Genomic DNA, 22403 nt, shown 5'->3' on the forward strand with positions numbered 1-22403 from the left:
CTCGTACGCAGTGCGAGGGGGACACGGGCAGCGGGGTCGCCTTTTCTTTGCCTACTTTCTTTTGGCGAAGCAAAAGAACAGTAGGTGCGCCGCCGGGCGCATACCCCGGCCTCCGCCGTCAATGCAAGCACGCGGCTCGAACAAGCCCCAAGCCGACAACAGAAAAATCAGGGCAAATCCACCCGAACAATCCGATCCGTAGCCGGCGGCACCACAGCCCCTCCAGAAGCAGTGAAGTAAGCCTCCAACGCATCCAGATCCTGCCCCGCCCCCAACCCATCCACGCCTTGCGTGAAGACAGTGAAGTTATCCCCACCCGTAGCCAGGAAGCTGCTCACCACCACCCGGTAAACAGCATCGGAGCGCAGCGGCTGCCCATTGAGCAACACCCCACTCACCCGCTGACCCGCAGGCAAACGCAGGTCATAGCGGTAGGTGAAGCCCTTGGAGACCGACAGCACCCGAGGGCTCTGCGCGGTGTTGGTGCCGCTGGCGAACTGCTGCTCAAGGATGGCTTTCACCTGTGCACCCGTGAACGACTGCACCATCAGGCTGTTGCCAAACGGCTGTGCCGTGAACATCTGGCCATAGCGCACCTGGCCATCCGCACCAGGCACCAGAACGCCGCGCACACCGCCGGGGTTCATGAAGGAGATCTGGGCATTCAGGCCCGGGTCCTGGGCCGCAAGCAACTGTGCGTCGGCGATCAGGTTGCCCATGGAGGTTTCGAGCGACGCAGCAGGCTCGCGCGAGACAGGGCCGGTGAGGCGCCCTGCGGGGCGCTGGGCCTGAGGCTCGGCGGCGGCGCGGTAGCGCTCCACGATGGCGTACACGCCCTCATCGCGCGCGAAGACGGGGAAGCGTGTGTCCACGGCGAAGGTGGTAGACCCGCTGGTGAAGCCCTCGCCCTGCACGATGACCTGGCGTGCGCTCTTGCGCACCACGCGGCGGGTGGCGGTGTTCACGCGCAGGCTGATGTCGGTGACATGCGTGCCGTACTGGCCGGCGCTGGTCAGCAGCAGCGGGTGGGCGGGGTTCACGGTGCCGTAGTCGCACAGGTAGGAGCGGTGCGTGTGGCCCGAGACCACCACGTCCACCGCAGGGTCGAGCCGCTCCAGGATGGGCAGGATGTCGCCGCTCAGGCCCTTGCAGCTGGTCTCGCCCAGCGCCGCCTCGGTCTCGCCGCCCTCGTGCACCATGACCACGATCACATCGGCGCCCTGGGCGCGCAGGCCGGGGATCAGGGCGTTGACGGTGTCGGCCTCGTCGGCAAAGCGCAGGCCGGCCACGCCGGCGGGCGCCACCATCGCGGGCGTTCCGCGCAGGGTCAGGCCGATGAAGCCCACGCTGACCGTGACGCCGCCCTCGGTAAAGCGCTTGATGCCGGTGGGCGGCAGCAGCGGGCGGCCGTCGTCGTGCGAGGTGTTCGCTGCCAGCAGGCCGAAGTTGGTGCCTGGGAAGGTGGGGTTGAGCTGGCAGGACTCGCGCACCGTGTGCTTCTCGCAGCCGCCGTTTTTCAGGCGCAGCAGCTCGCGCCAGCCCTTGTCGAACTCGTGGTTGCCCACGGCGTTGAAATCGATGCCCATGCGGTTGACGGCTTCGATGGTCGGTTCGTCGAGGAAAAGCGCCGACACCAGGGGCGATGCGCCCACCATGTCGCCGGCCGCCACCACCGCATGGTGTTTGTGCAGGGTCTTCAGGTGCGCGATGGCGCTGGCCATGTAGGCCGCGCCGCCTGCAGGCACGCGCGCCTGTCCGCTGCCATCGGGCGCGGCCACCTGCAGCGCCATGCGCGGTGGCTCCAGGTTGCCGTGCAGGTCGTTGAAGGCGATGAGGCCGATGTCGATGTGGGTGGGTGGCGCGGGTGGGGATGCGCAGCCTGCCAGCAGGGCAGCTGCAGCCAGGGCAGACGCGGCGAACGCCAGAGGCCGGCGGCGCGCGGCGCTTTGTGCGTAGGCGTTCAAAGGAACGACGCCTGGATCGGTGCCACCTCGCGCACCACGTCCGCACACTGGGCGCGGTTGCGCAGGGCGTGCTCCATCACCACCAGCGCCAGCAGCGCCTCGGCAATCGGCGCGGCGCGGATGCCCACGCAGGGGTCGTGGCGGCCCTTGGTGATGACCTCGGTGGGCTGGCCGTGGATGTCGATGGACTCGCGCGGGCTGATGATGGAGCTGGTCGGCTTGATCGCGATCAACACCTCCAGGTCCTGCCCGGTGCTGATGCCGCCGAGCACGCCGCCGGCGTGGTTGGTGCGAAAGCCCTGGGGCGTCATCGAGTCACCGTGCATGGTGCCGCGGTGGGCCACGCTCTCGAAGCCGGCGCCGATCTCCACGCCCTTGACGGCGTTCAGGCCCATCATGGCGTGGGCGATGTCGGCGTCGAGCTTGTCGTACAGCGGCTCGCCCAGGCCCACGGGCACGCCGCTGGCCGAGATGCGGATGCGCGCGCCGCATGAGTCACCGGCCTTGCGCAGCGCGTCCATGTAGTCCTCGTACTGCTGCACGTCGGCCACCGGGGCGAAGAAGGGGTTCTGGCGCACATGGTCCCAGCTCTCGAAGGGGATGGGCAGCTCGCCCAACTGTGTCATGCAGGCGCGAAACTGCGTGCCGTACTGCTCGGCCAGCCATTTCTTGGCCACGGCACCGGCGGCCACGGTGGGGGCCGTCAGGCGTGCCGACGAGCGGCCGCCGCCGCGCGGGTCGCGGATGCCGTACTTGTGCCAGTAGGTGTAGTCGGCATGGCCCGGGCGAAAGCTCTCGGAGATATTGCTGTAGTCCTTGCTGCGCTGGTCGGTGTTGCGGATCAGCAGCGCGATGGGGGTGCCGGTGGTCTTGCCCTCGTACACGCCCGAGAGGATCTCCACCGCATCGGGCTCGTTGCGCTGGGTCACGTGGCGGCTGGTGCCGGGGCGGCGGCGGTCCAGGTCGGCCTGGATGTCCGCCTCGGTCAGTGGCATGCCCGGCGGGCAGCCGTCGATCACGCAGCCAATGGCCGGGCCGTGGGATTCACCAAAATTGGTGACAGCGAATAGGGTACCGATGGTGTTGCCGCTCATGGGCGGCGATTATCCCAGAGTGGGCAAACGGTGGCTGGCTACTGCGCCGACTGGTTGCGCCCGGCCTGCTTGGCGCGGTACAGCGCCTGGTCGGCCTGGGCATACAGGGCATCGGGTTCGCCTTGCATGACCTCGCTCCAGGCCATGCCGCAGGAGACGGTCACCACCTGCGCCGGGTTGTCGGGGTGCGGCATGGCCAGGGCCTGGACGGCCAGGCGCAGGATTTCCAGGTGGCCCATGGCGCTGGCACGCGTCTGGCCCGCCATCAGAACCACGAATTCCTCACCCCCCACGCGAAACAGGTGGTCCGTAGATCGCTGCACCCGCTGCGCCAGCGCCTGTGCCACGGCCTTCAGGGCCTCGTCGCCTTGCTGGTGTCCAAACCGGTCGTTGTACTTCTTGAAGTTGTCGATGTCGATGACGCACAGCGCCAGCGATGCCTGCTGGCGCATGCACCGGTTGAATTCACGGCGCAGGAGGGTGTCGAAATAGCGCCGGTTGTAGATGCCCGTCAGCGCATCGGTGATGGCGGCCGTCTGCAACTGCGCATTGGCCAGCTCCAGGGCCTGGGTGCGCTCGTGCACCTTGCGGTCCAGGTCTTGTGCCAGTGCGGTCTGCACGGCCAGGGCCTGCTGCTCTGCCGCCAGTTTTTCGGCCTTCAACTGGTTCATCTTGTCTGCCAGCGCCAGGGCCAGCAAAATGAATTCGAGTGCCGATCCGATGTTCAGGCTGTACTCCACCAGCGGGCTCGATGGCACCAGGTCGAACACCTTGAGGAAGGTGACCAACGCCCCCAACGCCAGTGCCGAAGAGGCCAGCACATAAAAGCGCGCGGGGCGGTAGCCCGCCACGGCGATGCGCACTGCCGCAATCATCTGCACCACCAGCATGGCCGCCCCGATGGGAAGGATGGTGATGAACGTGGCTGCGTAAAAGTCGAGCAGCCCCGTGATGGGCTGCAGGGTGCACAGCACCACCAGGCCAACCATCGTTCGGTGCAACCGCGGTGCGCGGGCGCGTGTCTGCAGGTAGCTGGCAGAGAAAGCCGTCAACGCCACGAAGATCAGCGGCACTGCCACTGCCAGCATCTGGTTGTTCAGGTCCGGTGCGCCAGGCCACAGGTAGTGAAAGCCGATGCCGGTGAAGCACAGGTTCCAGGTAAGGTAGGCCGCAAGGTACAGCACATACTTCAGAAACAGCCCGTCGCGCACCAGCGCGAACAGCAGCAGGTTGTACAGCAGCAGCGCCACGATGGCACCGTAGTAGGCGCCAAAGGCCACGCTCTCGGTCTGGCTGTGCCTGAGAAATCCCTGGGGGGTGCGCAGCACCAGGGGCATGGCCTCGAACAGGCCGTCGTGCGTGTCGAGCCGCAGGTACAGGTCCAGCGTCTGGCCGGGTGCCACCGCCAGCGGGAATACGGGATACCGGTAGGGCAGGGGGCGGTTGGCAAACGGCCGCCGGTCGCCCGTGGCAACGGTCTCGGTGATCTGACCACGGTGCACCACGTGCAGGTCCACCACGTCCTGCAGTGCCGACGCCGTCTCCAGCAACCGCGTCAGCGGTGCGGCCGTGTCGTTGTGCAGGCGCAGGTGCACCCAGTACGCCGAGTGGGAAAAGCTGAAATTGAGCACCTCGGTGCCGTTGGCACGCCAGGGCAGATCCGGCGCTGCGAGGACGTCGGCAATGCCCAGTGCCCGGGTTTTGTCTTCAAGCACCTCTGCCCGCAAGCCCAGCGAGCTGGCATCTGCCACCGCAGACAAGGCAATCGCCGCCGGCGCAGCCCAGCCCGTCAGCACGAACCAGCAGGCCAGGCAGGTACACAGGCGCAGCAACAACCGCATGGAAGCGGACCGGGGCAGCGGCAATCAGGAGGGCGTTGGCGCAGTCCGCGCTCAGCCGCCCGATTCTTCCTCTGGCCAGTCGCGGATGTAGGCCTTGAGCATCTTGTTCTCGAAGTTCTGGCTGTCCACCACGGCCTTGGCCACGTCGTAGAAGCTGATCACGCCCATGAGCATCTTCTTGTCCATCACCGGCATGTAGCGGGCGTGGCGGTCCAGCATCATGCGGCGCACCTCGTCCATGTCGGTTTCAAGGGTGCAGGTCAGCGGATGGTCGTCCATGGCCGAGCGCACCTGCAGCGTGCCCACGCTGCCGCCGTTCTTGACGATGGCCTGGATCACTTCGCGGAAGGTGAGCATGCCCACCAGGTCACCGAGCTCCATCACCACCAGCGAGCCGATGTCGCGGTCGGCCATGATGTCCACGGCATTGGCCAGCGGTTCGTCGGGGGTCACGGTGTAAAGGGTGTTGCCTTTGACGCGAAGGATATCGCTGACTTTCATGATCGGTCTCCAATGGGGCTCGGTGGGGCGCAACAGGCCTGTTCGCATGAAATATAGCCCACAATGCCTGCCAGCACCGACAACATGGGAGACATTGGATGCCCGGTTACTCCGACCCCGGCTTTGACACGCTTGCGCTGCACGCCGGAGCCACACCCGACCCCGCCACCGGCGCACGCGCCGTACCGATCCACCTGACCACCTCGTTCGTCTTCGAATCGAGCGACCACGCCGCCTCGCTGTTCAACCTGGAGCGGCCCGGCCACGTGTACAGCCGCATCAGCAACCCCACCAATGCGGTGCTGGAGCAGCGCGTGTCGGCCCTGGAAGGCGGCGTGGGTGCCATCGCCACCGCCAGCGGCCAGGCCGCGCTGCACCTGGCCATCTGCACCTTGATGGGCGCGGGCAGCCACATCGTGGCCAGCACGGCGCTGTACGGCGGCTCGCAGAACCTGCTGCACTACACGCTGTCGCGCTTTGGCATAGCGACCACCTTTGTCAAGCCCGGCGACATCGACGGCTGGCGCGCGGCCGTGCGGCCCAATACGAAACTGTTCTTCGGCGAGACGGTGGGCAACCCGGGCCTGGATGTGCTGGACATCCCCACCATCAGCGCCATTGCCCATGAAGCGGGTGTGCCGCTGCTGGTCGACTCGACCCTGACCTCGCCCTGGCTCATGAAGCCGCTGGAGCTCGGCGCCGACCTGGTCTACCACTCGGCCACCAAGTTCCTCTCGGGCCACGGCACGGTGGTGGGCGGCATCGTGGTCGACGGCGGCAGCTTCGACTGGGACGGCCCGCGCTCGGCGGGCAAGTTCGCCGAGCTGACTGAGCCGTACGAGGGTTTCCACAACATGGTGTTCAGCGAGGAAAGCTCGGTGGGCGCCTTCTTGCTGCGCGCGCGCCGCGAAGGCCTGCGCGACTTCGGCGCCTGCATGAGCCCGCACACCGCCTGGCTGATCCTGCAGGGCATCGAGACCCTGCCGCTGCGCATGGAGCGGCACATGCGCAACACGGCGCGTGTGGTCGAGTTCCTGGGCAGCCAGCCTTTCGTCTCGCGCGTGGGCCACCCCATGCTCGAATCGCACCCCAGCCACGCCCTGGCGCAGAAGCTGCTGCCGCGCGGCGCGGGCTCGGTGTTCAGCTTCGACCTCAAGGGCAACCGCGAGCAGGGCAAGAAGTTCATCGAGGCGCTCAAGGTCTTCAGCCACCTGGCCAACGTGGGCGACTGCCGCAGCCTGGTGATCCACCCGGCCAGCACCACGCACTTCCGCATGAGCGACGAGGCGCTGGTGAATGCCGGCATCACGCAGGGCACGATCCGCCTGTCCATCGGGCTGGAGGATGCCGATGACCTGATCGACGACCTCAAGCGCGCCCTCAAGGCCGCGGAGAAGGCGGCCTGAGCCCGGCGATGGCGCAGGCACCCGCCATGGACTGGCAGGCCTTCGAGCAGACGCTGCTGGACGACGCGCTGGCGCTGGTGCTGCCCGCGTTGCAGGCACACCCGCTGTGCGGCGACGTCTACGCCGTGGCGCTCGCAGGCATGTACCGCGAACTCGATGGCCCCATCTACCTGCCTACCGTATCCATGGGCAGCGAGGCGGCATTGGCCGAGGTGGAACCGGAAGATGACGGCGGCACGCTCTACAGCCTGCGCTGGAACCCCGCCGACTGGAGCTGGCCCGAAATGTCCTCGGACAGCCCCGCCATGGCCTCCGCCCAGGCCGCATTGGCGGCCGAGGCCCAGGGCGGCGACGTGGCGCAATGGGAGGCCGCAGACCGCCGCTGCACCGATGCGCTGGTGAGCGTGTGCCACCGGTTGCGTGCCGCCCTGCAAGCGTCGCCCGTGGCCGACCGGCTCACGCCCGGCTTTGCCGTGCTGCTGCACGAGGACAGCGATGAGGGCATCGCCATCGCCCAGCGCTGTGTGGGCGAAGAGGCATTTGCCCGGCTGCTGCCCGGCCATGCGGCCGACCTGGCCGAGGCCCGGCGCGTCGCAGAGTTGCCCGATGCCGAGCGCCTGCGCTACCACCTGGCTTGCCTGGCGCACCAGCCTGCTCCCGAGCTGGGACTGACGCGCGCGCAGGCCCAGCGCCACGGCGAAGCGGCGCAGGGTGCCCTGCGCGCCTTCGGCACCGCTGCCATTGCGGCGCTGCTGCAACTGCTGCCGCGTGCCGAGACGCAATGTGAAGCCGCGCGCCTGTTGGGCGAGATCGGTGCGGCCACGCCCGAGGTTGTGGCCGCGTTGCATACGCAGGTGCTCAAAGCCGTGCCGCGCACCAGCATGCGCCACCGGGCCCAGGCCGGGCGCAATATCTGCGCCGGTGCGCTGGCACATCTGGGCGAAAGCGCCTGGCTGCTGGAACAGGCCCAGGCCGGAACGCTCAGCGATGAATGCGTGGCACAGGGCCTGTCATCGCCCTACGGCGCGTTCCGCAACCACGCGCTCGACCCGCTGCCGCTCGACTACCGCCCCATCGAGTCCCTGCCCGCCGTGCGGCCTGCACTGTTGCCGCTGGTGGAGCAATGGCTGCGCCCCGGCTCGGGCACCTGCACGCTGCGCCCGCACGAGGTGGATGAAGCCGTGCGCGGCCTGCACTCGCCCCTGACCGTGGTGCGCCAGCATGCCGCCATGGCGCTGGGCGACCGGGCCCTGGGCGCCGAGGCCGGTGCACGCGCCGTGCCCGCGCTGGCCCATGCCGTGGCGCACGATGGCGACGAGACGGTGCGCTACCTGGCCGTGCTGGCCCTGGACTACTGGCGCAGCGAGGCGGCCGCCGAGCGCCCGCTGGCCGAGGCCACGGCCGCCAGCGATGCAAGCGCAAAGGTGCGCGACGCAGCGCAGCGCTGGATCCAGGTGCTGGACGACCTGGCTGCCGGCGTGCCGCCGCGCTGAGGCCAGCGTCGCACCCGACACCACAACAACGCAACAAAGACAAGCGAACAAAGAGGACCCATCCGTATGCAGATCCAAGTCAACGGCCACACCACCTACTGCTACACCGGCGGCAAGGCGTTCAACCCCGCACTGCCCACCGTGGTCATGGTCCACGGCGTGCTCAACGACCACAGCGTGTGGGCGCTGCAAAGCCGCTACCTGGCCAACCACGGCTGGAACGTGCTGGCGGTGGACCTGCCCGGCCATTGCCGCAGCGGGGGCGAAGCCCCGGCCAGCGTGGAGGCGGGGGCGGACTTCATTGCCGCGCTGCTCGATGCCGCAGGCGTGCAGCGCGCGGCTCTGGTGGGACACAGCTTCGGCTCGCTGATCGCGCTGGAGGCCGCGGCCCGGCTGGGCGAGCGCTTGAGCCACCTGGTGCTGGTGGGTACGGCCTACCCGATGAAGGTCTCGCCCGCGCTGATCGATGCGGCGCTCAACGAGCCCGAGAAGGCGCTGCGCATGGTCAACGTGTTCTCGCGCAGCACGCTGGCGCCGCCTTCGGGCGCGGGCTTCTGGGTCTACAACGCCGGCATGGCGCTGGGCCGCAAGGTGCTGCGCAGTAACACTGCGGTCAACGTGTTCCACCGCGGCTTCGTGGCCTGCGACAGCTATGCCAATGGCGAGCAGGCGATTGCCGCCGTGCGGTGCCCGGTACTGTTCGCGCTGGGCGCGCAGGACCAGATGACTGCGCCCAAGGCCGCGCAGGGCCTGGTGGCCGCTGCACGCGCTGCGGGCAAGGTGGTGCACACCACCAGCCTGCCCGTGGGCCACAACCAGATGAGCGAGGCGCCCGACGGTACGCTGATGGCGATCCGCGACTTTATTTCCTTGTCCTGAGCCAAAGGCCCCTCCCATGACCCTGCGCACCGCCTTGTTCGAGCTGGCCCGCCAGCACACGCTGGACCGACCGGCCGCCACGCGCCTGCTCGGGCTGGCGGGGTTCGACCGCCCGCCCGCCGCCCTGCACACCACGCTGTGGCGCACCGTCGCGGTCATCGCGGCGGCGCTCGGCGGTCTGGGGCTGGTGATGTGGATCGCTGCCAACTGGGAGAGCCTGGGCCGCTTCATGCGCTTTGCGCTGCTGCAGGGCTTCGTGCTGGCCATGTGCGCAGGCGCTGCGTTCCGGGCCGGTGCGCGTGCGCCGCTGGCCATGCTGGCGCTGCTGGGCACGGGCGCGCTGTTCGCCTACTTCGGGCAGACCTACCAGACCGGGGCCGACCCCTGGCAGCTGTTTGCCGTGTGGGCCGTGCTCACATTGCCCCTGGCGCTGGCCGTGCGCAGCGATGTGGTGTGGGTGCCCTGGACCCTGGTGGCCATGGTGGGCATTTCGCTGTGGGCGCAGGCGCACACGGGCCACAGCTGGCGCGTGTCGCCTGCGGACATGACGGTGCACCTGGTCTCCCTGGGCGCCGCGCTGGCAGTGGCAGCGGCCATGCTGCCGCAGGCGCAGCGCTTCACCGGCGCGGGCGTCTGGGCGTTGCGCACGGCGGGCACGCTGGCGCTGATGCTGATCACGCTCACCGCGCTGGGCGGCCTGTTCCACTCGCCCGTGGCGGGCCACTACGGCCTGGGCCTGGTGCTGCTGGCGGCCGCTGCCGCGCTGGTAGGTATGCGCACGCATTTCGACATCTTCCTGCTCAGCGGTGCGGCGCTGGGGCTCAACATCCTGCTGGTGACGGGGCTGGCGCGCGCCATGTTCTCGGGCTCCCGCTTCGGTGATTTCGTGGGCTCGCTGCTGCTCATCGGCCTGGTGGCCGCGGGGTTGCTGGCGGCCACCGTGAATCTGGTGATGCGCCTGGCGCGGCGCGCTGCATCGCAGCAGGGACAGGGAGAAGCGGCATGAGCGGCGCTCCCATCGATCCCGTGAATCTGTCTGCAAGCGCTGCCGCGCCTGCGCCCAAGCCCAACGCGCTTGAAGCCATCGTGCAGGCCGCCGTGGAGCAGGGCATCCTGCCGCCCGGCGCTTCGGCGGCAGACGCACACCGTGCCGGCGGCACGGCACGCCCCTGGCCCGTGGTGCTGCTCACGGCGCTGGGCGCCTGGCTGGCCGCGCTGCCGCTGCTGGCCATGTTCGGCCTGTTCTTCGGCGAATGGATCGTGCGGGACGCGGGTGCCTACGTCATCGGCGCCGTGGTGCTTGCCGGTGCCACGGCCGCCCTGCGCAGCAAGGACCTGCCGATCTTCCTGGAGCAACTGGCGTTTCCGGCATTGCTGACGGGCGCGGGCCTGCTGGGCTTTGCCTTCGGGCGCGACATGGGCCTGCAGCCGGCGGCCGCCTTCATGCTGGTGGTGGCGCTGGGCGTGTCCGCGCTGGTGGCCTTGCCCTGGCTGCGTGTGCTGCTGGGGGCGGGCGCGGCGGCGCTGTTTGCTGTCCTCATCTGGCCCGGCTCCGATGGCCGCTGGGCCTTGTCGCCGCTGGTGCCCTGGAGCATGGTGCATGGCGTGCTCGCGGTGTGGGTGGGGCTGCTGCTGTGGCAGCGCCATGCGCTGGGCCGCGGTAGTGCCGGCAACTGGCTGGCAGCGCTGCTGGAGCCCCTGGCCTGCGGCTGGCTGCTGGTGCTGCTGTGGGGCATCTGCGGCCTGTCGGGCCAGACCTTCCTGGTGGGCGGTGCGTTCGGTGCCGGCATCGGCGGTGAGCTGGTGCGCGAGGTCGGCCGGGAGGTCGGGCCGCGCGCCTTTGCGCTGCAATGGCTGGTGCAGGCGGCCAGCGTGCTGCTGGCGCTGGTTGCCGCCGCCATCGCGCAGCGCGCCTGGCCGGTGCTGCGCCAGCCCCGCGCTGCCGTGGTGGCGTTGGTGCTGGCCCTGCTGTGCTGGTTCTCGCCCTTGCTCGGCAGCGCCCTACTGGCCCTGGCCATCGCCGGCACCACCCGCCGCTGGGGCCAGGCCACTGCGGCCGCCCTGGCCTGCACCTGGATCATGGGTGGTTTCTACTACCTGCTGGCCTGGCCCCTGACCACCAAGGCCATGGTGCTCGTGGGCTGCGGTGCGCTGCTGGGTGTGTTGGCCTGGAGTGCGTTGCGCACGCCACGCGCCGCTGCGATGGCCGGTGAAACTGGCCATGCCTCCCGCCACTGGGCCCACCGCATGGGCCCCTGGCTGCTGGCGCTGAGTGCGGTGGCCACCGTGGCCGTGGCCAACATCGGCATCGCCGACAAGGAAAACACGATTGCCAACGGCCAGAAGGTCTACGTGCCCCTGGCCCCGGTGGACCCGCGCTCGCTGATGCAGGGCGACTACATGCGCCTGCGGTTCACCCTGCCACCCATGGTCGATTTCGACCGGCGCGACGCGGGCGTGGAAGGCCTGCTGGGCAGCCGGCCCTATGCCGTGGGCCGGCTCGATGCACGCGGCGTGGTGGCCTGGGAGCGCGTCGAAAAGTACGATGCGCCCATCGCCCCCGGCGAGTTCCGCATCCAGCTCACGCCCAAGAACGGCGACTGGACGCTTGTGACGGACGGCTGGTACTTCGCCGAAGGCGATGCCAGCCGCTGGGAGCAGGCGCGCTTTGGCGAATTCCGTGTGCAGCCGGACGGCAAGGCCTTGCTGGTGGGCATGGCGGACGATCAGCTCGTGCCCATCGGCCGGTGATGCCGCAACAGCACCGGCCGGTCACTCGGCCGGCGGTGCCGCACGCCGCCATGCGGGCCGGCGCAGGAGCGTGAAGGCACGCAGCAGCCACTCCGCCGGCCCGTAGGCGTGCAGCGCCATCCAGCGGCGGCCCAGCGCGAGTTGGGTTGCATACAGCGCTATACAGCCCAGCAACACCGCCAGCGGTGAGACCCGCCCTACCAGCGCCAAGCCGTAGGCGGTGAACACCAGCGCCCCCACCAGGGATTGCAGCAGGTAGTTGGACAGCGCCATGCGGCCCGCAGGTTCCAGCCAGGCGCCCAGTCGGCGGCCTGCAGCTCCGCTCTGCAGGGCCCAGAGCAGTGCCGCGACATAGCTGAAGGTGAGGAAGGGCGCTGTCGCCAGGTCCAGCGCGAGCGTGGCGGCCGACACATGATCGGGTTGGCGGATGGTGCTGTTCTGCGCTGTGGCATAGACCCAGGCACCCAGGCCGCCCACCGGCAGGCAGCACAGCACCCAGCGGCGCAGGCGTGCCGGCTGCAGCGCAATGGTGGCCAGGTAGCCCGAGCGATGGGCTGCCAACCCCAGCAGGAACATGGCCAGCGCACAGGGCCCCTGCACGAACACCAGCACGAACCAGACGCCATCGGCCATGTCGCGCCCGCGCTGGGCAATGGCCTCGATAGCCCCGGAACGGTAGGCCTGTGCAGCCGGCTGTGCCTTGGCGTGGATCTCGGCCAGCGGCCAGTCCATCGGCGGCGCCAGCGACATCAGCCAGGCGAGCAGTCCCCAGCCCGCGGACACCAGCGCCAGCAGCGCCACGGCCATCACCACCGCAGTACCCGGCCGCAACTTGCACAGCGCCAGCAGCAACCAACCCAGCAGCGCATAGGTCACCAGGATGTCGCCCGAAAACAGCAGCCAGGCATGGGCCACCCCCAGCAGCAAAAGCCCCGCCAGGCGCCGCAGGAAGCGGGGCACGAAGGCGCTGCCTGAGCGCTGGGCCGAGTCCATCTGCAAGGCAAAGCTGTAGCCGAACAGCAGCGAGAACAAGAGGTAGAACTTGGTCTCGAAGACCAGGCTGATGAACCAGCGCACGGCGTGGTCCACGGGCCGCGAGAACGCGGGGTCGGCCACGCCGAGGCCAAAGTAGGTCGAGGCAAAGCTGCCCGCATTGACGACCAGGATGCCCAGCAGCGCGAAGCCGCGCAGCGCGTCAATGGCATGTTGGCGGCCGGGGCCGCTTTCTCGGGTGCCACAGGATGTGTCGTCGTCCTGGGGTATTGGGCTGGAGGAGGAGGGCAGGGGATGCAATCGTGGATCGGCGAAGCGGCCTATTGGAAGATCCCCATGGCGCGCTGTCAAATACGGCACTCCCACCCCTGCATGCGTGGGCGTATAAAGCAGGAACAACCAACAATACCCACCGGAGACAGGCACCATGGACATCAGCGCGACCCCCACCGACCCGCGTGCTTTCAAGAGCTTTGCGGAGTTTTACCCGTTCTACCTGACCGAGCACAGCAACCGCACCTGCCGGCGGCTGCATTTCGTGGGCTCGACCCTGTCCCTCCTGTGCGTGGCCTGGGCTGTGGCCACGCGGCAGCCGTCCTTCTTGCTGGTCGGCCTGCTGTGCGGCTATGGCTTTGCGTGGGTGGGGCACTTCGGCTTCGAGAAGAACAAGCCGGCCAGCTTCAAGCGGCCGCTGTACAGCTTCATGGGCGACTGGGCGATGTACCGGGACATCTGGCTGGGCCGGGTGCCGTTCTGATACGGATTTGCCTTCAACCCTCTAACTTCGTTGGTCCGCCTTGCCGTGCTACAGCACTGTCTGCGGCTTCCCGCCTAGTCATACGATTGAATGCAAATCCGTATGAGTCGCCGCAAGGCCTGGCAGCCCGTGGTGTCCTCGGCCGATTCGATCCGCAGGCCGTCTTCGGTCGTCAGTCCGCAGTTTCCCCGGAGTCCTTGATGATCCTGGCCCAGCGGATCATTTAGCCCTCTACGTATTTCTTGTGCTCCGCAGGCTCCAGGCGCGCGTCGGTCACGATGCGCACACCGAGTGCCTCCTCGCGCTGGATGAGTTCGGGGTCCTTGAGCGCTGCGCGGATGGCGGCATTCAGCCTGGCCAGCACGGCCGGTGGCGTGCCCTTGGGGGCGTACACGCATGCCACACCGACATCTCGAAGCCGGCCAGGCCTGCTTCGGCCAGCGTGGGCACCTGGGCAAGCGCTGGCAACGCCATGCGCTGCTTGCTGGTGACGCCAAAGACCTTGACCTTCTTCGCTTCGATCTGGGGCACGGCGTTGGTGGCCTGCTCGCACATCAGGTCCACCTGTCCACCCATCAGGTCGGTCATGGCAGGCGCCGTTCCCTTGTAGGGAACGAAGACCATCTTCGATTGCAGGGTGGCCTGCAGCACCAGTCCGCACAGGTGGGATGCCGAGCCCACGCCCGCATTCGCGAGGTTGACCTTTCCGTCATTGGCGCTGATCCATTTGCGAAGGTCCGCAAAGTTGCTGGCCGCCAGGCCTGGCTTGCCGATCAGGGTCGAAGGCGCTTCGTTGATGAGTCCGAGGTACTCGAAGTCTTCCAGCGTCTTGTAGGGCAGCTTCTTGTAGAGCGCTGGTGCGGTGGAGATGCCGATGTGGTGCACCAGCAGGGTATAGCCATCCGGTGACGCACGTGCGACGCGCGCCGCACCGATGGTGCCTCCAGCACCTGCCGTGTTGTCGACGATCACGGTCTGGGCCAAAGGCTTGCGCAGGGCCTCTGCCAGATCACGGGCAATTTTGTCGCTGGGGCCGCCAGCGGAAAAGGGGACGACCAAAGTAATTGGCTTGTCCGGAAATTCCGCCCGTGCGGTTGTGCTGATGCTGATCGCAACCAGTCCGATGGCTGCGGCTGCAGCCCCTTGCTTCAAAATGCCCATGGCTTGTCTCCTTCAGGTTCTGTTTTTGAGGGGGTGATCAGGCCGACAGTGCCTGCATCTGCGCGTACAGGTCGGCCTTGCCTTCGAAGCCGATGCCGGGCAGCTCGGGCAGCGTGACGTGGCCGTCTATCACCTGCACACCGTCCGGGAAGCCGCCGAAGGGCTGGAACAGGTCCGGGTAGGACTCGTTGCCGCCCAGGCCCAGGCCGGCCGCGATGTTCAGCGACATCTGGTGCCCGCCGTGCGGGATGCAGCGGCTTGCGGACCAGCCGTGTTCCTTGAGCATGTCCAGCGTGCGCAGGTACTCCACCAGGCCGTAGCTCAGTGCGCAGTCGAACTGCAGCCAGTCGCGGTCAGGGCGCATGCCGCCATAGCGGATCAGGTTGCGCGCGTCCTGCATGGAGAACAGGTCTTCGCCCGTGGCCATGGGGTTCTTGTAGTAGTTGCGCAAGGCTGCCTGCAACTCGAAATCGAGTGGGTCACCGGGTTCCTCGTACCAGAACAGGTCGTATTGCGAGAGCGCCTTGGCGTACTGGATGGCGGTGTCCAGGTCGAAGCGGCCATTGGCATCCACGCACAGCTTCTGGCCGTCCTGCAGCACTTCCATGATGGAGTCGATGCGGCGCAGGTCTTCGTCGAGCGAAGCGCCGCCGATCTTCTTCTTGACCACGGTGTAGCCGCGGTCGATGTAGCTCTTCATTTCGTCTTTGAGCTTGCCGTGGTCCTGGCCGGGGTAGTAGTAGCCGCCAGCGGCATAGACGAAGATCTTGCGATTGGGTGTACCGTTGCCATAGCGGTCGGCCAACAGCTGGAACAGCGGCTTGCCTTCGATCTTGGCCACCGCGTCCCACACAGCCATGTCGATTGTGCCGATGGCCACGGAGCGCTCGCCGTGGCCGCCCGGCTTCTCGTTGGTGAACATGGCGTTCCAGATCTTGTGCGGGTCTAGGTTCTTGCCGCTGTCGTCGATCAGTGATTCGGGGTTGGCTTCGAGCACGCGGGGGATGAAGCGCTCGCGCATGAGCTTGCCCTGGCCATAGCGGCCGTTGGAGTTGAAGCCGTAGCCCACCACTGGCTTGCCATCGCGGATCACGTCGGTGACTACCGCCACCAGGCTCAGCGTCATCTTGCTGAAGTCGATGTAGGCGTTGCGGATGGGCGAACTGATGGGGATGGTCTTCTCTCTGATCTCAACGATTTTCATGCGGTGCTCCGGGTGTCGAAACGGGGTGTCACAACGGGTGACGGGATGGGTATGATCCGCAACCGCGCGGTGTTTGACCAATGCCGTTTTTCTTCTCTTCAGTGCTTTCAGAGCACAGCGGGCTTGTTATGAACATCTCCTGGCTGGAGGATTTCCTGGTCCTTGCCGCCGTCGGAAATTTTTCCCGCGCCGCAGAAGATCGACACATGACGCAGCCTGCCTTCGGTCGCCGCGTGCGTGCCTTGGAGGAGTGGCTGGGGGTGGAGCTGTTCGACCGCAGCACGCAGCCGGTCAGGCTCACGGAGGCGGGGCAGTGGTTTCAGGGCGTTGCGCCCGAGCTGCTCGCCGAGGTGGCGCGCCTGCCCGGCGCAGCGCGTGCGGTGGCCGAGGCGAATTCGAAGAGCCTGCGCTTTGCCGCGACCCATGCGTTGTCGCTGACCTTCATGCCGGGGTGGCTGCGCAGCTACGGAGCGCACACCATTGCGGGGACCCTGCAGCTGGAGTCCGACATGCTGCACCGCTGCGAGGCGTTGCTGGCCCAGAGCAAGGTGCAGTTCGTGCTGTGCCATGCCCATGCGCAGGCCCCCGGCCTGTTGCACGCGCAGGCCTATCCATCGGTCTGCGTCGGTACCGATGTCTTGCGGCCAGTATGTGCCGTAGGGCCGGACGGTGCCGCCCTCTATGGCCTGGAGCGCTCCGGTGCGGTTGCGCCCTTGCTGGCCTACAGTGCGGAATCTGGGCTTGGCAATATCCTGCACAAGACCATCGACGGTGCGCTCGGAAAGCTCTCGACGCAGACGGTTTTCACGGCCCACCTGGCTTCCGTGCTGCGCACGATGGCACTCGAGGGCCGGGGCATTGCCTGGTTGCCCCAGAGTCTGGTGGGCGACGATCTGTCGGCGGGGCGGCTGGCCTGCGCTGCGGCCTCGCCGCAGTGGAGCATCGAGCTGGAGATCCGGGTGTACCGCTCCCACGTGCAGATGGGGCGCGCCGCCGAGGCGCTGTGGGATGCGGTAGCGCGCGAGGCTGCTGGCCCCTCACCTGCCACGTCTTGATCAGCGCAGCCGGAACACCGCCACGGCCTCCACCAACTGATGCGCCTGGCCGCTCAGGCTGCCGGCGGCGGCGGCGCTTTGCTCCACCAGCGCGGCGTTCTGCTGCGTGGCGTCGTCCATGCGCACGATGGCCTGGGTCACGCGCAGCATGTCGTTGGTCTGCTCGGCGCTGGCCTGGCTGATCTCTTCCATCAGCGTGCTCACGCCGCGGATGGACTGGACCACCTCGCCCATGGTGCTGCCGGCATTGCGTGCCAGGCTGGAGCCCGCTTCCACGCGCTCCACGCTGGTCTGGATCAGTGCCTTGATCTCGCGCGCGGCGCTGGCACTGCGCGTGGCCAGGCTGCGCACCTCGCTGGCCACCACGGCAAAGCCGCGGCCCTGTTCGCCCGCGCGTGCGGCTTCCACGGCGGCGTTGAGCGCAAGGATGTTGGTCTGGAAGGCGATGCCGTCGATGACGCCGATGATGTCGGCGATCTTGCGCGAGCTTTCCTGGATGCCCTGCACCACCTCGACCATCTGGCCCACCACCTGGCCGCCGCGCTCGGCGACCGAGGCGCCGCTCTTGGCCAGTTCGTTCGCCCGCTGGGCGTTCGCCGCGTTGTTCTGCACGGTCTGCTGCAACTGCTGCATGGAGGAGGAGGTTTCGTCCAGCGACGAGGCCTGGTCTTCGGTGCGCATGCTCAGGTCGGTGTTGCCCTGCGCGATCTCGGCGCTGGCGCTGGCCACGCCTTCGGCATTGGTACGAACGCCAGAAACCACGCGCTCCAGGTTTTCCTGCATGGCGGCCAGGGCCTGCAGCAGGCGCGCGGGTTCGTCATTGCCTTCTGTGACTATGGTGGTCGTCAGGTCGCCTGCGGCCACCTTGTTGGCCAGGGACACGGCCACGCGCAGCGGGCCCACCACCGAGCGCGTGAGCACCCAGCCGGCAAACACCCCCAGTGCGCTCACCAGCGCCAGCGCCACCAGGCTGCTGACCAAGGCGCGGCGCGCATCCTGCGCGGCCTGCTGCGCAATGGCAGCGCTGCTGTCGGCCACCTGGCGGCTCAGTTCGCCCAGCAGCTTGGCAGGGCCCTGGTCGATGTCGGCCACATCGGCATCGCCGGCCGAGGCCACGAAGCCGAGCGACTGGAAGGCTTCGAAGCCCTTGCGGTAGCCCTGGGCCATCTGCGTATGGGCATCGAAGAACTTCTGCAGCGCAGCGCGCTCGCTGCTGTCCACCAGCTGCGGTGCCAGGGCCTTGGCGTCGTCGGCCACGCGTTTTTCGCTGGCTTGGAAGGCGTTCCAGTGCAGTTCACGCTTGCGCGAATCCTCGCCGCGCAGCAGCGTGTTCTTCCACTCCATCACCTGGGTCTTGAACTCGCTCTCCATGCGCGTCACGGCGCGCTCCTGGGCCACGCGCTGCTGCACCGTGCTGTCGTAGGTACCCAGCGTGCTGTACAGCGCGGCAATGCCGAACAGCGCTGCGCCGATCATCAGCGCCAGCACCAGGCCCAATGCACCGGCCATGCGCGTGCCGATGGAGTAGCGGGACATTTTCATCAGGAGGTCCTAGGTGTCGGCAGCGGGTAGGCGGTGCGATGCAAGAGCCTCGCGAAGGGAGGGTCAGGCTTTGAGCTTGAGCAGGTAGACCATCACACGCGCGGTGGTCAGGTCCAGTTCCATGAACTCGGTCAGGTCCTTGCCGGTGAGCCAGGATGCATCCCACTTGTTGGTTTTCAGGGTGCGCACCCACGATTCATGCACGGTGGCGGCTTCCACGGCAGTCACCATCTCGGCCAGGCGGGCGGCAGAGACCCCCTTGCCCGTGAACACGCCGCGCCAGTTGGCCATGACAGCATCGATCCCCTGCTCGCGGAACGCGGGCAGGCCGAACACGCTGCGCCGGGCCGATACGCCGATGGCGCGCAGCTTGCCGGCGGCAATCGCTTCGCTGAACTCACTGTAGCCCGACAGGCCCAGGGCGGCCTTGCCGGTGACCAAGGCATCCACCACCTCATTGCCGCCCGCAAACGGGCGGTAGACCAGTGCCTCGGGGCTGGCCTTGGCGGCACGGGCCAGCACGCCCGCATAGATGTGGTCCACCCCGCCTGCAGAGCCGCCAGCCACCGGCAGGGCGGGCAGGTCGGCCTTCATGGCGGCGACCAGGTCCTTGGCCGTGCGGATCGGGGACGATGCGGGCACGGCGGCCACCAGGTAGTCGCTGGTCAGGCGCGCAATGGGCTGGATCTGCGTGAGGTCCACCGCCGGCTTTTGCAGCGCCACGGCGCCCACCATCACCATGCCGCCCATGAGCAGGGTGTTGGGGTCGTTGGCGTATTTTTCGGCGTAGCGGGCCAGGCCGATGGTGCCGCCCTTGCCGCCGACGTTCTCGTACTCCACCTGGTCCACGGCACCGGCCCCCACCAGGGCAGCGCCCAGCGCACGGCCGGTCTGGTCCCAGCCACCGCCGGCATTGGCGGGGATCACGATGCGCAGCGTGCCCGCCAGCTTGGCGACCTTGGCCGGGGGGCGGGCCTGGGCCAGCACCGTGCTGCCAAAGGGTGCTGCCAGCGCGGCAAGCGCAGCCGCGCGGATCAGCACCTGCCGGCGCCGTGTGTTCAGGGGGGTGTGGGCGGTCATGGGTTCCCTTGGTAAGCGAATGTATCCATCTGCAATGGTGTGCGCTGAAACTGTCATTCAGCTGTCCAGAGTATCAGGGTATACGCTGGAGCGGATGACATCTGTGGCCGCCACGCCACCATGAAAAACGCCCTGCGCCGCAGATGCGGGGCAGGGCGTCAGGACCGGAAAACCCCCGACAGGGGCTTTCACTGGCAGGCCGATTACAGCGAATCGATGAAGCTGCGCAGCTTGTCCGAGCGGCTGGGGTGCTTCAGCTTGCGCAGCGCCTTGGCTTCTATCTGGCGGATGCGTTCGCGCGTTACGTCGAACTGCTTGCCCACTTCTTCCAGCGTGTGGTCGGTGGACATCTCGATGCCGAAGCGCATGCGCAGCACCTTGGCTTCGCGTGGCGTGAGGCCGTCCAGGATGTCCTTGACCACGTCGCGCAGGCCGGCCTGCATGGCAGCATCGATGGGAGCGGTGTTGGCACCGTCCTCGATGAAGTCGCCCAGGTGGCTGTCGTCGTCGTCGCCGATGGGGGTTTCCATCGAGATCGGCTCCTTGGCGATCTTCATGATCTTGCGGATCTTCTCTTCCGGGATCTCCATCTTCGCCGCCAGGATGGACGCATCGGGCTCGAAGCCGAACTCCTGCAGATGCTGGCGGCTGATGCGGTTCATCTTGTTGATCGTCTCGATCATGTGCACCGGGATACGGATGGTGCGCGCCTGGTCGGCGATCGAGCGCGTGATGGCCTGGCGGATCCACCACGTGGCGTAGGTCGAGAACTTGTAGCCGCGGCGGTATTCGAACTTGTCCACGGCCTTCATCAGGCCGATGTTGCCCTCCTGGATCAGGTCCAGGAACTGCAGGCCGCGGTTCGTGTACTTCTTGGCGATGGAGATCACGAGGCGCAGGTTGGCCTCGATCATTTCCTTCTTGGCATCGCGCGAGGTGGCTTCACCCTCGTTCATGCGCTTGTTGATGTCCTTGAGCTCGGTCAGCGGCACGACCACGCGCGATTGCAGGTCCGTCAGCTTTTGCTGCAGTTCCTGGATGGGCGGGATGTTGCGCGCCATCACCGTGCTCCAGGGCTTGCCGGCGGCGGCCTGCTTTTCCACCCACTTCAGGTTCAGCAGGTTGGCCGGGAAGTCCTTGATGAAGGTCTCTTGCGGCATGCCGCACTTGTCCACGATGATGCGGCGCAGCTCGCGCTCCTTCTTGCGCACGTCGTCCACCTGGCCGCGCACCATGTCGCACAGCTTCTCGATGGTCTTGGCGGTGAAGCGGATGGTCATCAGCTCTTCCGACAGGGCGTGCTGCGCCTTCACGTACGCTGGCGTGCCGTAGCCTTCCTTGTCGTAGATCTTGTGGACCTTCTCGAACAGGTCGCGGAGCTTGTCGAAGCGCTCCAGCGCCTGCTTCTTGAGTTCTTCGAGCTTCTTGGTCAGCGCCTTGGAGCCGCCCTTGCCATCGTCGTCGTCGGCTTCGTCGAATTCGTCGAAGTCTTCTTCGGCCACATAGTCGTCGGCCTCGTTGGGGTTGGAGAAGCCGTCCACGATGGTGGAGATGACGACCTTGCCTTCGCGGATCTCCTCACCCATGTTGAGGATCTCGGCGATGGTGGCGGGCGATGCGCTGATCGCCTCCATCATGGCCATCAGACCGCCTTCGATGCGCTTGGCGATCTCGATTTCGCCTTCGCGGGTGAGCAGCTCCACCGTGCCCATTTCGCGCATGTACATGCGCACGGGGTCGGTGGTGCGGCCGAATTCGCTGTCCACGGTGGACAGGGCGGCTTCGGCGGCTTCTTCGGCTTCTTCTTCACTGGCGCCTGCGGGGGCGTTGTCGGTGATGATCAGCGCCTCGGCATCGGGCGTCTGCTCGTACACGGCAACGCCCAGGTCGTTCAGCGTGGTGATGACGGCTTCGAGCGTTTCGGCATCGACCAGCTTGTCGGGCAAGTGGTCGGAGATTTCGACGTGCGTGAGGTAGCCGCGCGTCTTGCCCAGCTTGATCAGGGTTTTCAGGCGCGAGCGGCGCTTGGCCAGGTCTTCTTCGGTCAGGACGGTTTCGTCCAGGCCGAATTCCTTCATCAGGGCGCGTTCCTTGGCCTTGCTGATCTTCATGCGCAGCGGCTTGACCTTCTCGGCCGTGGGCGTGGCTTCGGCCTCGACCTCGACTTCACCTTCCAGGTCGGATTCGATGTCCGACAGGTCGGCATCGTCGCTGCTTTCCGCGGCACCACCGGCAGCGGCCTTGGGCTTGCGGCCGCGTTTGGCCGGCACCTTGGCCTCGTCCGTGGCGGCACCTGCGACCTTGGCGGGGCGGCCAGGGCGCTTCTTGGGGGCCTCTTCACCGTCTGCGTCGACGGCAGCCTTGGCACGGGCTTTCTTGAGTTCTTCGGGGGCTTCCGTCTTCTCGGCAGACTTGTTCAAGGGCACAGTTTTCACTTTCTTGGCGACCGGGGCGGGCGCGGCAACTGTTTTGGAGGCAGTTGCCTTGGCCGGCACCTTGGCCGCGGTTTTTGAGACGGCCTTCGCGGCGGTCACTGGGGCTGACTTGGATGGCTTCGCGGACTTTTGAGCGGGCATGAACAACCTCAGAATCAAAAACGGACACAAAGAAAACGCAAGCGCCACAGATCCCGGCGCGGGTGGCACTGCAAAAGCGATGCTTTTGCAGCTTGAGGGGTATCCC

At 67.3% G+C, this 22403-nt stretch carries 16 protein-coding genes and 1 pseudogene; 7 read left to right on the forward strand and 10 right to left on the reverse strand.

What is annotated here, in order from left to right; translation table 11 throughout:
• Positions 1-167: 167 nt before the first annotated feature.
• Genes ASE31_RS14590 through ASE31_RS14605 form a run of 4 tightly spaced genes read right to left on the reverse strand, consistent with a single transcriptional unit; the run spans position 168 to position 5400 of the window.
• A complete protein-coding gene (locus ASE31_RS14590; RefSeq protein WP_057202391.1) occupies positions 168-1964 on the reverse strand; it encodes a bifunctional UDP-sugar hydrolase/5'-nucleotidase in 1797 nt (598 codons plus the stop codon).
• Complete coding sequence (gene aroC / locus ASE31_RS14595) at positions 1961-3058, reverse strand: chorismate synthase (RefSeq protein WP_057202393.1); 1098 nt, start codon at positions 3056-3058, stop codon at positions 1961-1963. The genes ASE31_RS14590 and aroC overlap by 4 nt, the downstream gene beginning before the upstream one ends.
• A gap of 38 nt (positions 3059-3096) precedes the next feature.
• Positions 3097-4899 carry a diguanylate cyclase gene (locus ASE31_RS14600; RefSeq protein ID WP_082604147.1) on the reverse strand — a complete coding sequence of 601 codons (1803 nt, stop codon included), beginning with the start codon at positions 4897-4899 and terminating at the stop codon, positions 3097-3099.
• Positions 4900-4950: 51 nt separating this feature from the next.
• Positions 4951-5400 carry a CBS domain-containing protein gene (locus tag ASE31_RS14605; protein ID WP_057202397.1) on the reverse strand — a complete coding sequence of 150 codons (450 nt, stop codon included), beginning with the start codon at positions 5398-5400 and terminating at the stop codon, positions 4951-4953.
• 98 nt (positions 5401-5498) lie between these two features.
• Between ASE31_RS14605 and ASE31_RS14610 the strand changes: the two genes are divergently transcribed.
• The 5 genes from ASE31_RS14610 to ASE31_RS14630 all read left to right on the forward strand — a co-directional run bounded on the left by ASE31_RS14610 (position 5499) and on the right by ASE31_RS14630 (position 11929).
• Positions 5499-6806, forward strand: a complete 1308-nt coding sequence (locus ASE31_RS14610) for an O-acetylhomoserine aminocarboxypropyltransferase (protein WP_057202398.1) — start codon at positions 5499-5501, stop codon at positions 6804-6806.
• An 8-nt stretch (positions 6807-6814) separates the two neighbouring features.
• Entirely contained in the window at positions 6815-8299 is a 1485-nt protein-coding gene (locus ASE31_RS14615) for a DUF4303 domain-containing protein (RefSeq protein ID WP_057202400.1), read from the forward strand.
• Positions 8300-8365: 66 nt separating this feature from the next.
• On the forward strand, positions 8366-9178 hold the full coding sequence (locus ASE31_RS14620) for an alpha/beta fold hydrolase (protein ID WP_057202402.1): 813 nt from the start codon (positions 8366-8368) through the stop codon (positions 9176-9178).
• A 16-nt stretch (positions 9179-9194) separates the two neighbouring features.
• Positions 9195-10184: a DUF2157 domain-containing protein gene (locus tag ASE31_RS14625; protein ID WP_057202404.1), complete on the forward strand. Its 990-nt coding sequence runs from the start codon at positions 9195-9197 to the stop codon at positions 10182-10184.
• A complete protein-coding gene (locus ASE31_RS14630; RefSeq protein ID WP_235514454.1) occupies positions 10181-11929 on the forward strand; it encodes a GDYXXLXY domain-containing protein in 1749 nt (582 codons plus the stop codon). The genes ASE31_RS14625 and ASE31_RS14630 overlap by 4 nt, the downstream gene beginning before the upstream one ends.
• A 21-nt stretch (positions 11930-11950) precedes the next feature.
• Here the strand turns inward: ASE31_RS14630 and ASE31_RS14635 are convergent, their stop codons facing one another.
• Positions 11951-13129, reverse strand: coding sequence for a DUF418 domain-containing protein (locus tag ASE31_RS14635; protein ID WP_057202582.1), 1179 nt, complete (start codon positions 13127-13129; stop codon positions 11951-11953).
• 220 nt (positions 13130-13349) lie between these two features.
• Here ASE31_RS14635 and ASE31_RS14640 point away from each other — a divergent pair, with 220 nt between their 5' ends.
• The gene (locus ASE31_RS14640; protein WP_057202406.1) at positions 13350-13679 is read left to right on the forward strand and encodes an Mpo1-like protein; all 330 of its coding nucleotides are present in this window, start codon (positions 13350-13352) and stop codon (positions 13677-13679) included.
• 223 nt (positions 13680-13902) lie between these two features.
• Here ASE31_RS14640 and ASE31_RS14645 read toward each other — a convergent pair.
• A pseudogene (locus ASE31_RS14645) lies at positions 13903-14840 on the reverse strand (tripartite tricarboxylate transporter substrate-binding protein).
• Between the two features lie 37 nt (positions 14841-14877).
• Complete coding sequence (locus ASE31_RS14650) at positions 14878-16044, reverse strand: mandelate racemase/muconate lactonizing enzyme family protein (RefSeq protein ID WP_057202408.1); 1167 nt, start codon at positions 16042-16044, stop codon at positions 14878-14880.
• A 128-nt stretch (positions 16045-16172) separates the two neighbouring features.
• Between ASE31_RS14650 and ASE31_RS14655 the strand changes: the two genes are divergently transcribed.
• Positions 16173-17099: a LysR family transcriptional regulator gene (locus ASE31_RS14655; protein ID WP_057202410.1), complete on the forward strand. Its 927-nt coding sequence runs from the start codon at positions 16173-16175 to the stop codon at positions 17097-17099.
• Here the strand turns inward: ASE31_RS14655 and ASE31_RS14660 are convergent, their stop codons facing one another.
• The 3 genes from ASE31_RS14660 to rpoD form a co-directional block, all read right to left on the reverse strand.
• Complete coding sequence (locus ASE31_RS14660) at positions 17100-18641, reverse strand: methyl-accepting chemotaxis protein (RefSeq protein ID WP_057202413.1); 1542 nt, start codon at positions 18639-18641, stop codon at positions 17100-17102.
• 63 nt (positions 18642-18704) lie between these two features.
• A complete protein-coding gene (locus tag ASE31_RS14665) occupies positions 18705-19721 on the reverse strand; it encodes a tripartite tricarboxylate transporter substrate binding protein (protein ID WP_157412477.1) in 1017 nt (338 codons plus the stop codon).
• 203 nt (positions 19722-19924) lie between these two features.
• Complete coding sequence (gene rpoD, locus ASE31_RS14670) at positions 19925-22297, reverse strand: RNA polymerase sigma factor RpoD (protein ID WP_057202584.1); 2373 nt, start codon at positions 22295-22297, stop codon at positions 19925-19927.
• Positions 22298-22403 lie beyond the last annotated feature (106 nt).

It is taken from the genome of Acidovorax sp. Root217 (genome assembly GCF_001428645.1).
Classification (GTDB): Bacteria; Pseudomonadota; Gammaproteobacteria; order Burkholderiales; family Burkholderiaceae_C; genus Acidovorax.

Coding starts and splice junctions, on each gene's coding strand:
- ASE31_RS14605 (WP_057202397.1), bottom strand. CDS start 5,400: ATGAAAGTCAGCGATATCCTTCGCGTCAAAGGCAACACCCTTTACACC.
- ASE31_RS14660 (WP_057202413.1), bottom strand. CDS start 18,641: ATGAAAATGTCCCGCTACTCCATCGGCACGCGCATGGCCGGTGCATTG.
- ASE31_RS14655 (WP_057202410.1), top strand. CDS start 16,173: ATGAACATCTCCTGGCTGGAGGATTTCCTGGTCCTTGCCGCCGTCGGA.
- ASE31_RS14615 (WP_057202400.1), top strand. CDS start 6,815: ATGGCGCAGGCACCCGCCATGGACTGGCAGGCCTTCGAGCAGACGCTG.
- ASE31_RS14665 (WP_157412477.1), bottom strand. CDS start 19,721: ATGACCGCCCACACCCCCCTGAACACACGGCGCCGGCAGGTGCTGATC.
- aroC (WP_057202393.1), bottom strand. CDS start 3,058: ATGAGCGGCAACACCATCGGTACCCTATTCGCTGTCACCAATTTTGGT.
- ASE31_RS14625 (WP_057202404.1), top strand. CDS start 9,195: ATGACCCTGCGCACCGCCTTGTTCGAGCTGGCCCGCCAGCACACGCTG.
- ASE31_RS14620 (WP_057202402.1), top strand. CDS start 8,366: ATGCAGATCCAAGTCAACGGCCACACCACCTACTGCTACACCGGCGGC.
- rpoD (WP_057202584.1), bottom strand. CDS start 22,297: ATGCCCGCTCAAAAGTCCGCGAAGCCATCCAAGTCAGCCCCAGTGACC.
- ASE31_RS14610 (WP_057202398.1), top strand. CDS start 5,499: ATGCCCGGTTACTCCGACCCCGGCTTTGACACGCTTGCGCTGCACGCC.
- ASE31_RS14640 (WP_057202406.1), top strand. CDS start 13,350: ATGGACATCAGCGCGACCCCCACCGACCCGCGTGCTTTCAAGAGCTTT.
- ASE31_RS14600 (WP_082604147.1), bottom strand. CDS start 4,899: ATGCGGTTGTTGCTGCGCCTGTGTACCTGCCTGGCCTGCTGGTTCGTG.
- ASE31_RS14630 (WP_235514454.1), top strand. CDS start 10,181: ATGAGCGGCGCTCCCATCGATCCCGTGAATCTGTCTGCAAGCGCTGCC.
- ASE31_RS14650 (WP_057202408.1), bottom strand. CDS start 16,044: ATGAAAATCGTTGAGATCAGAGAGAAGACCATCCCCATCAGTTCGCCC.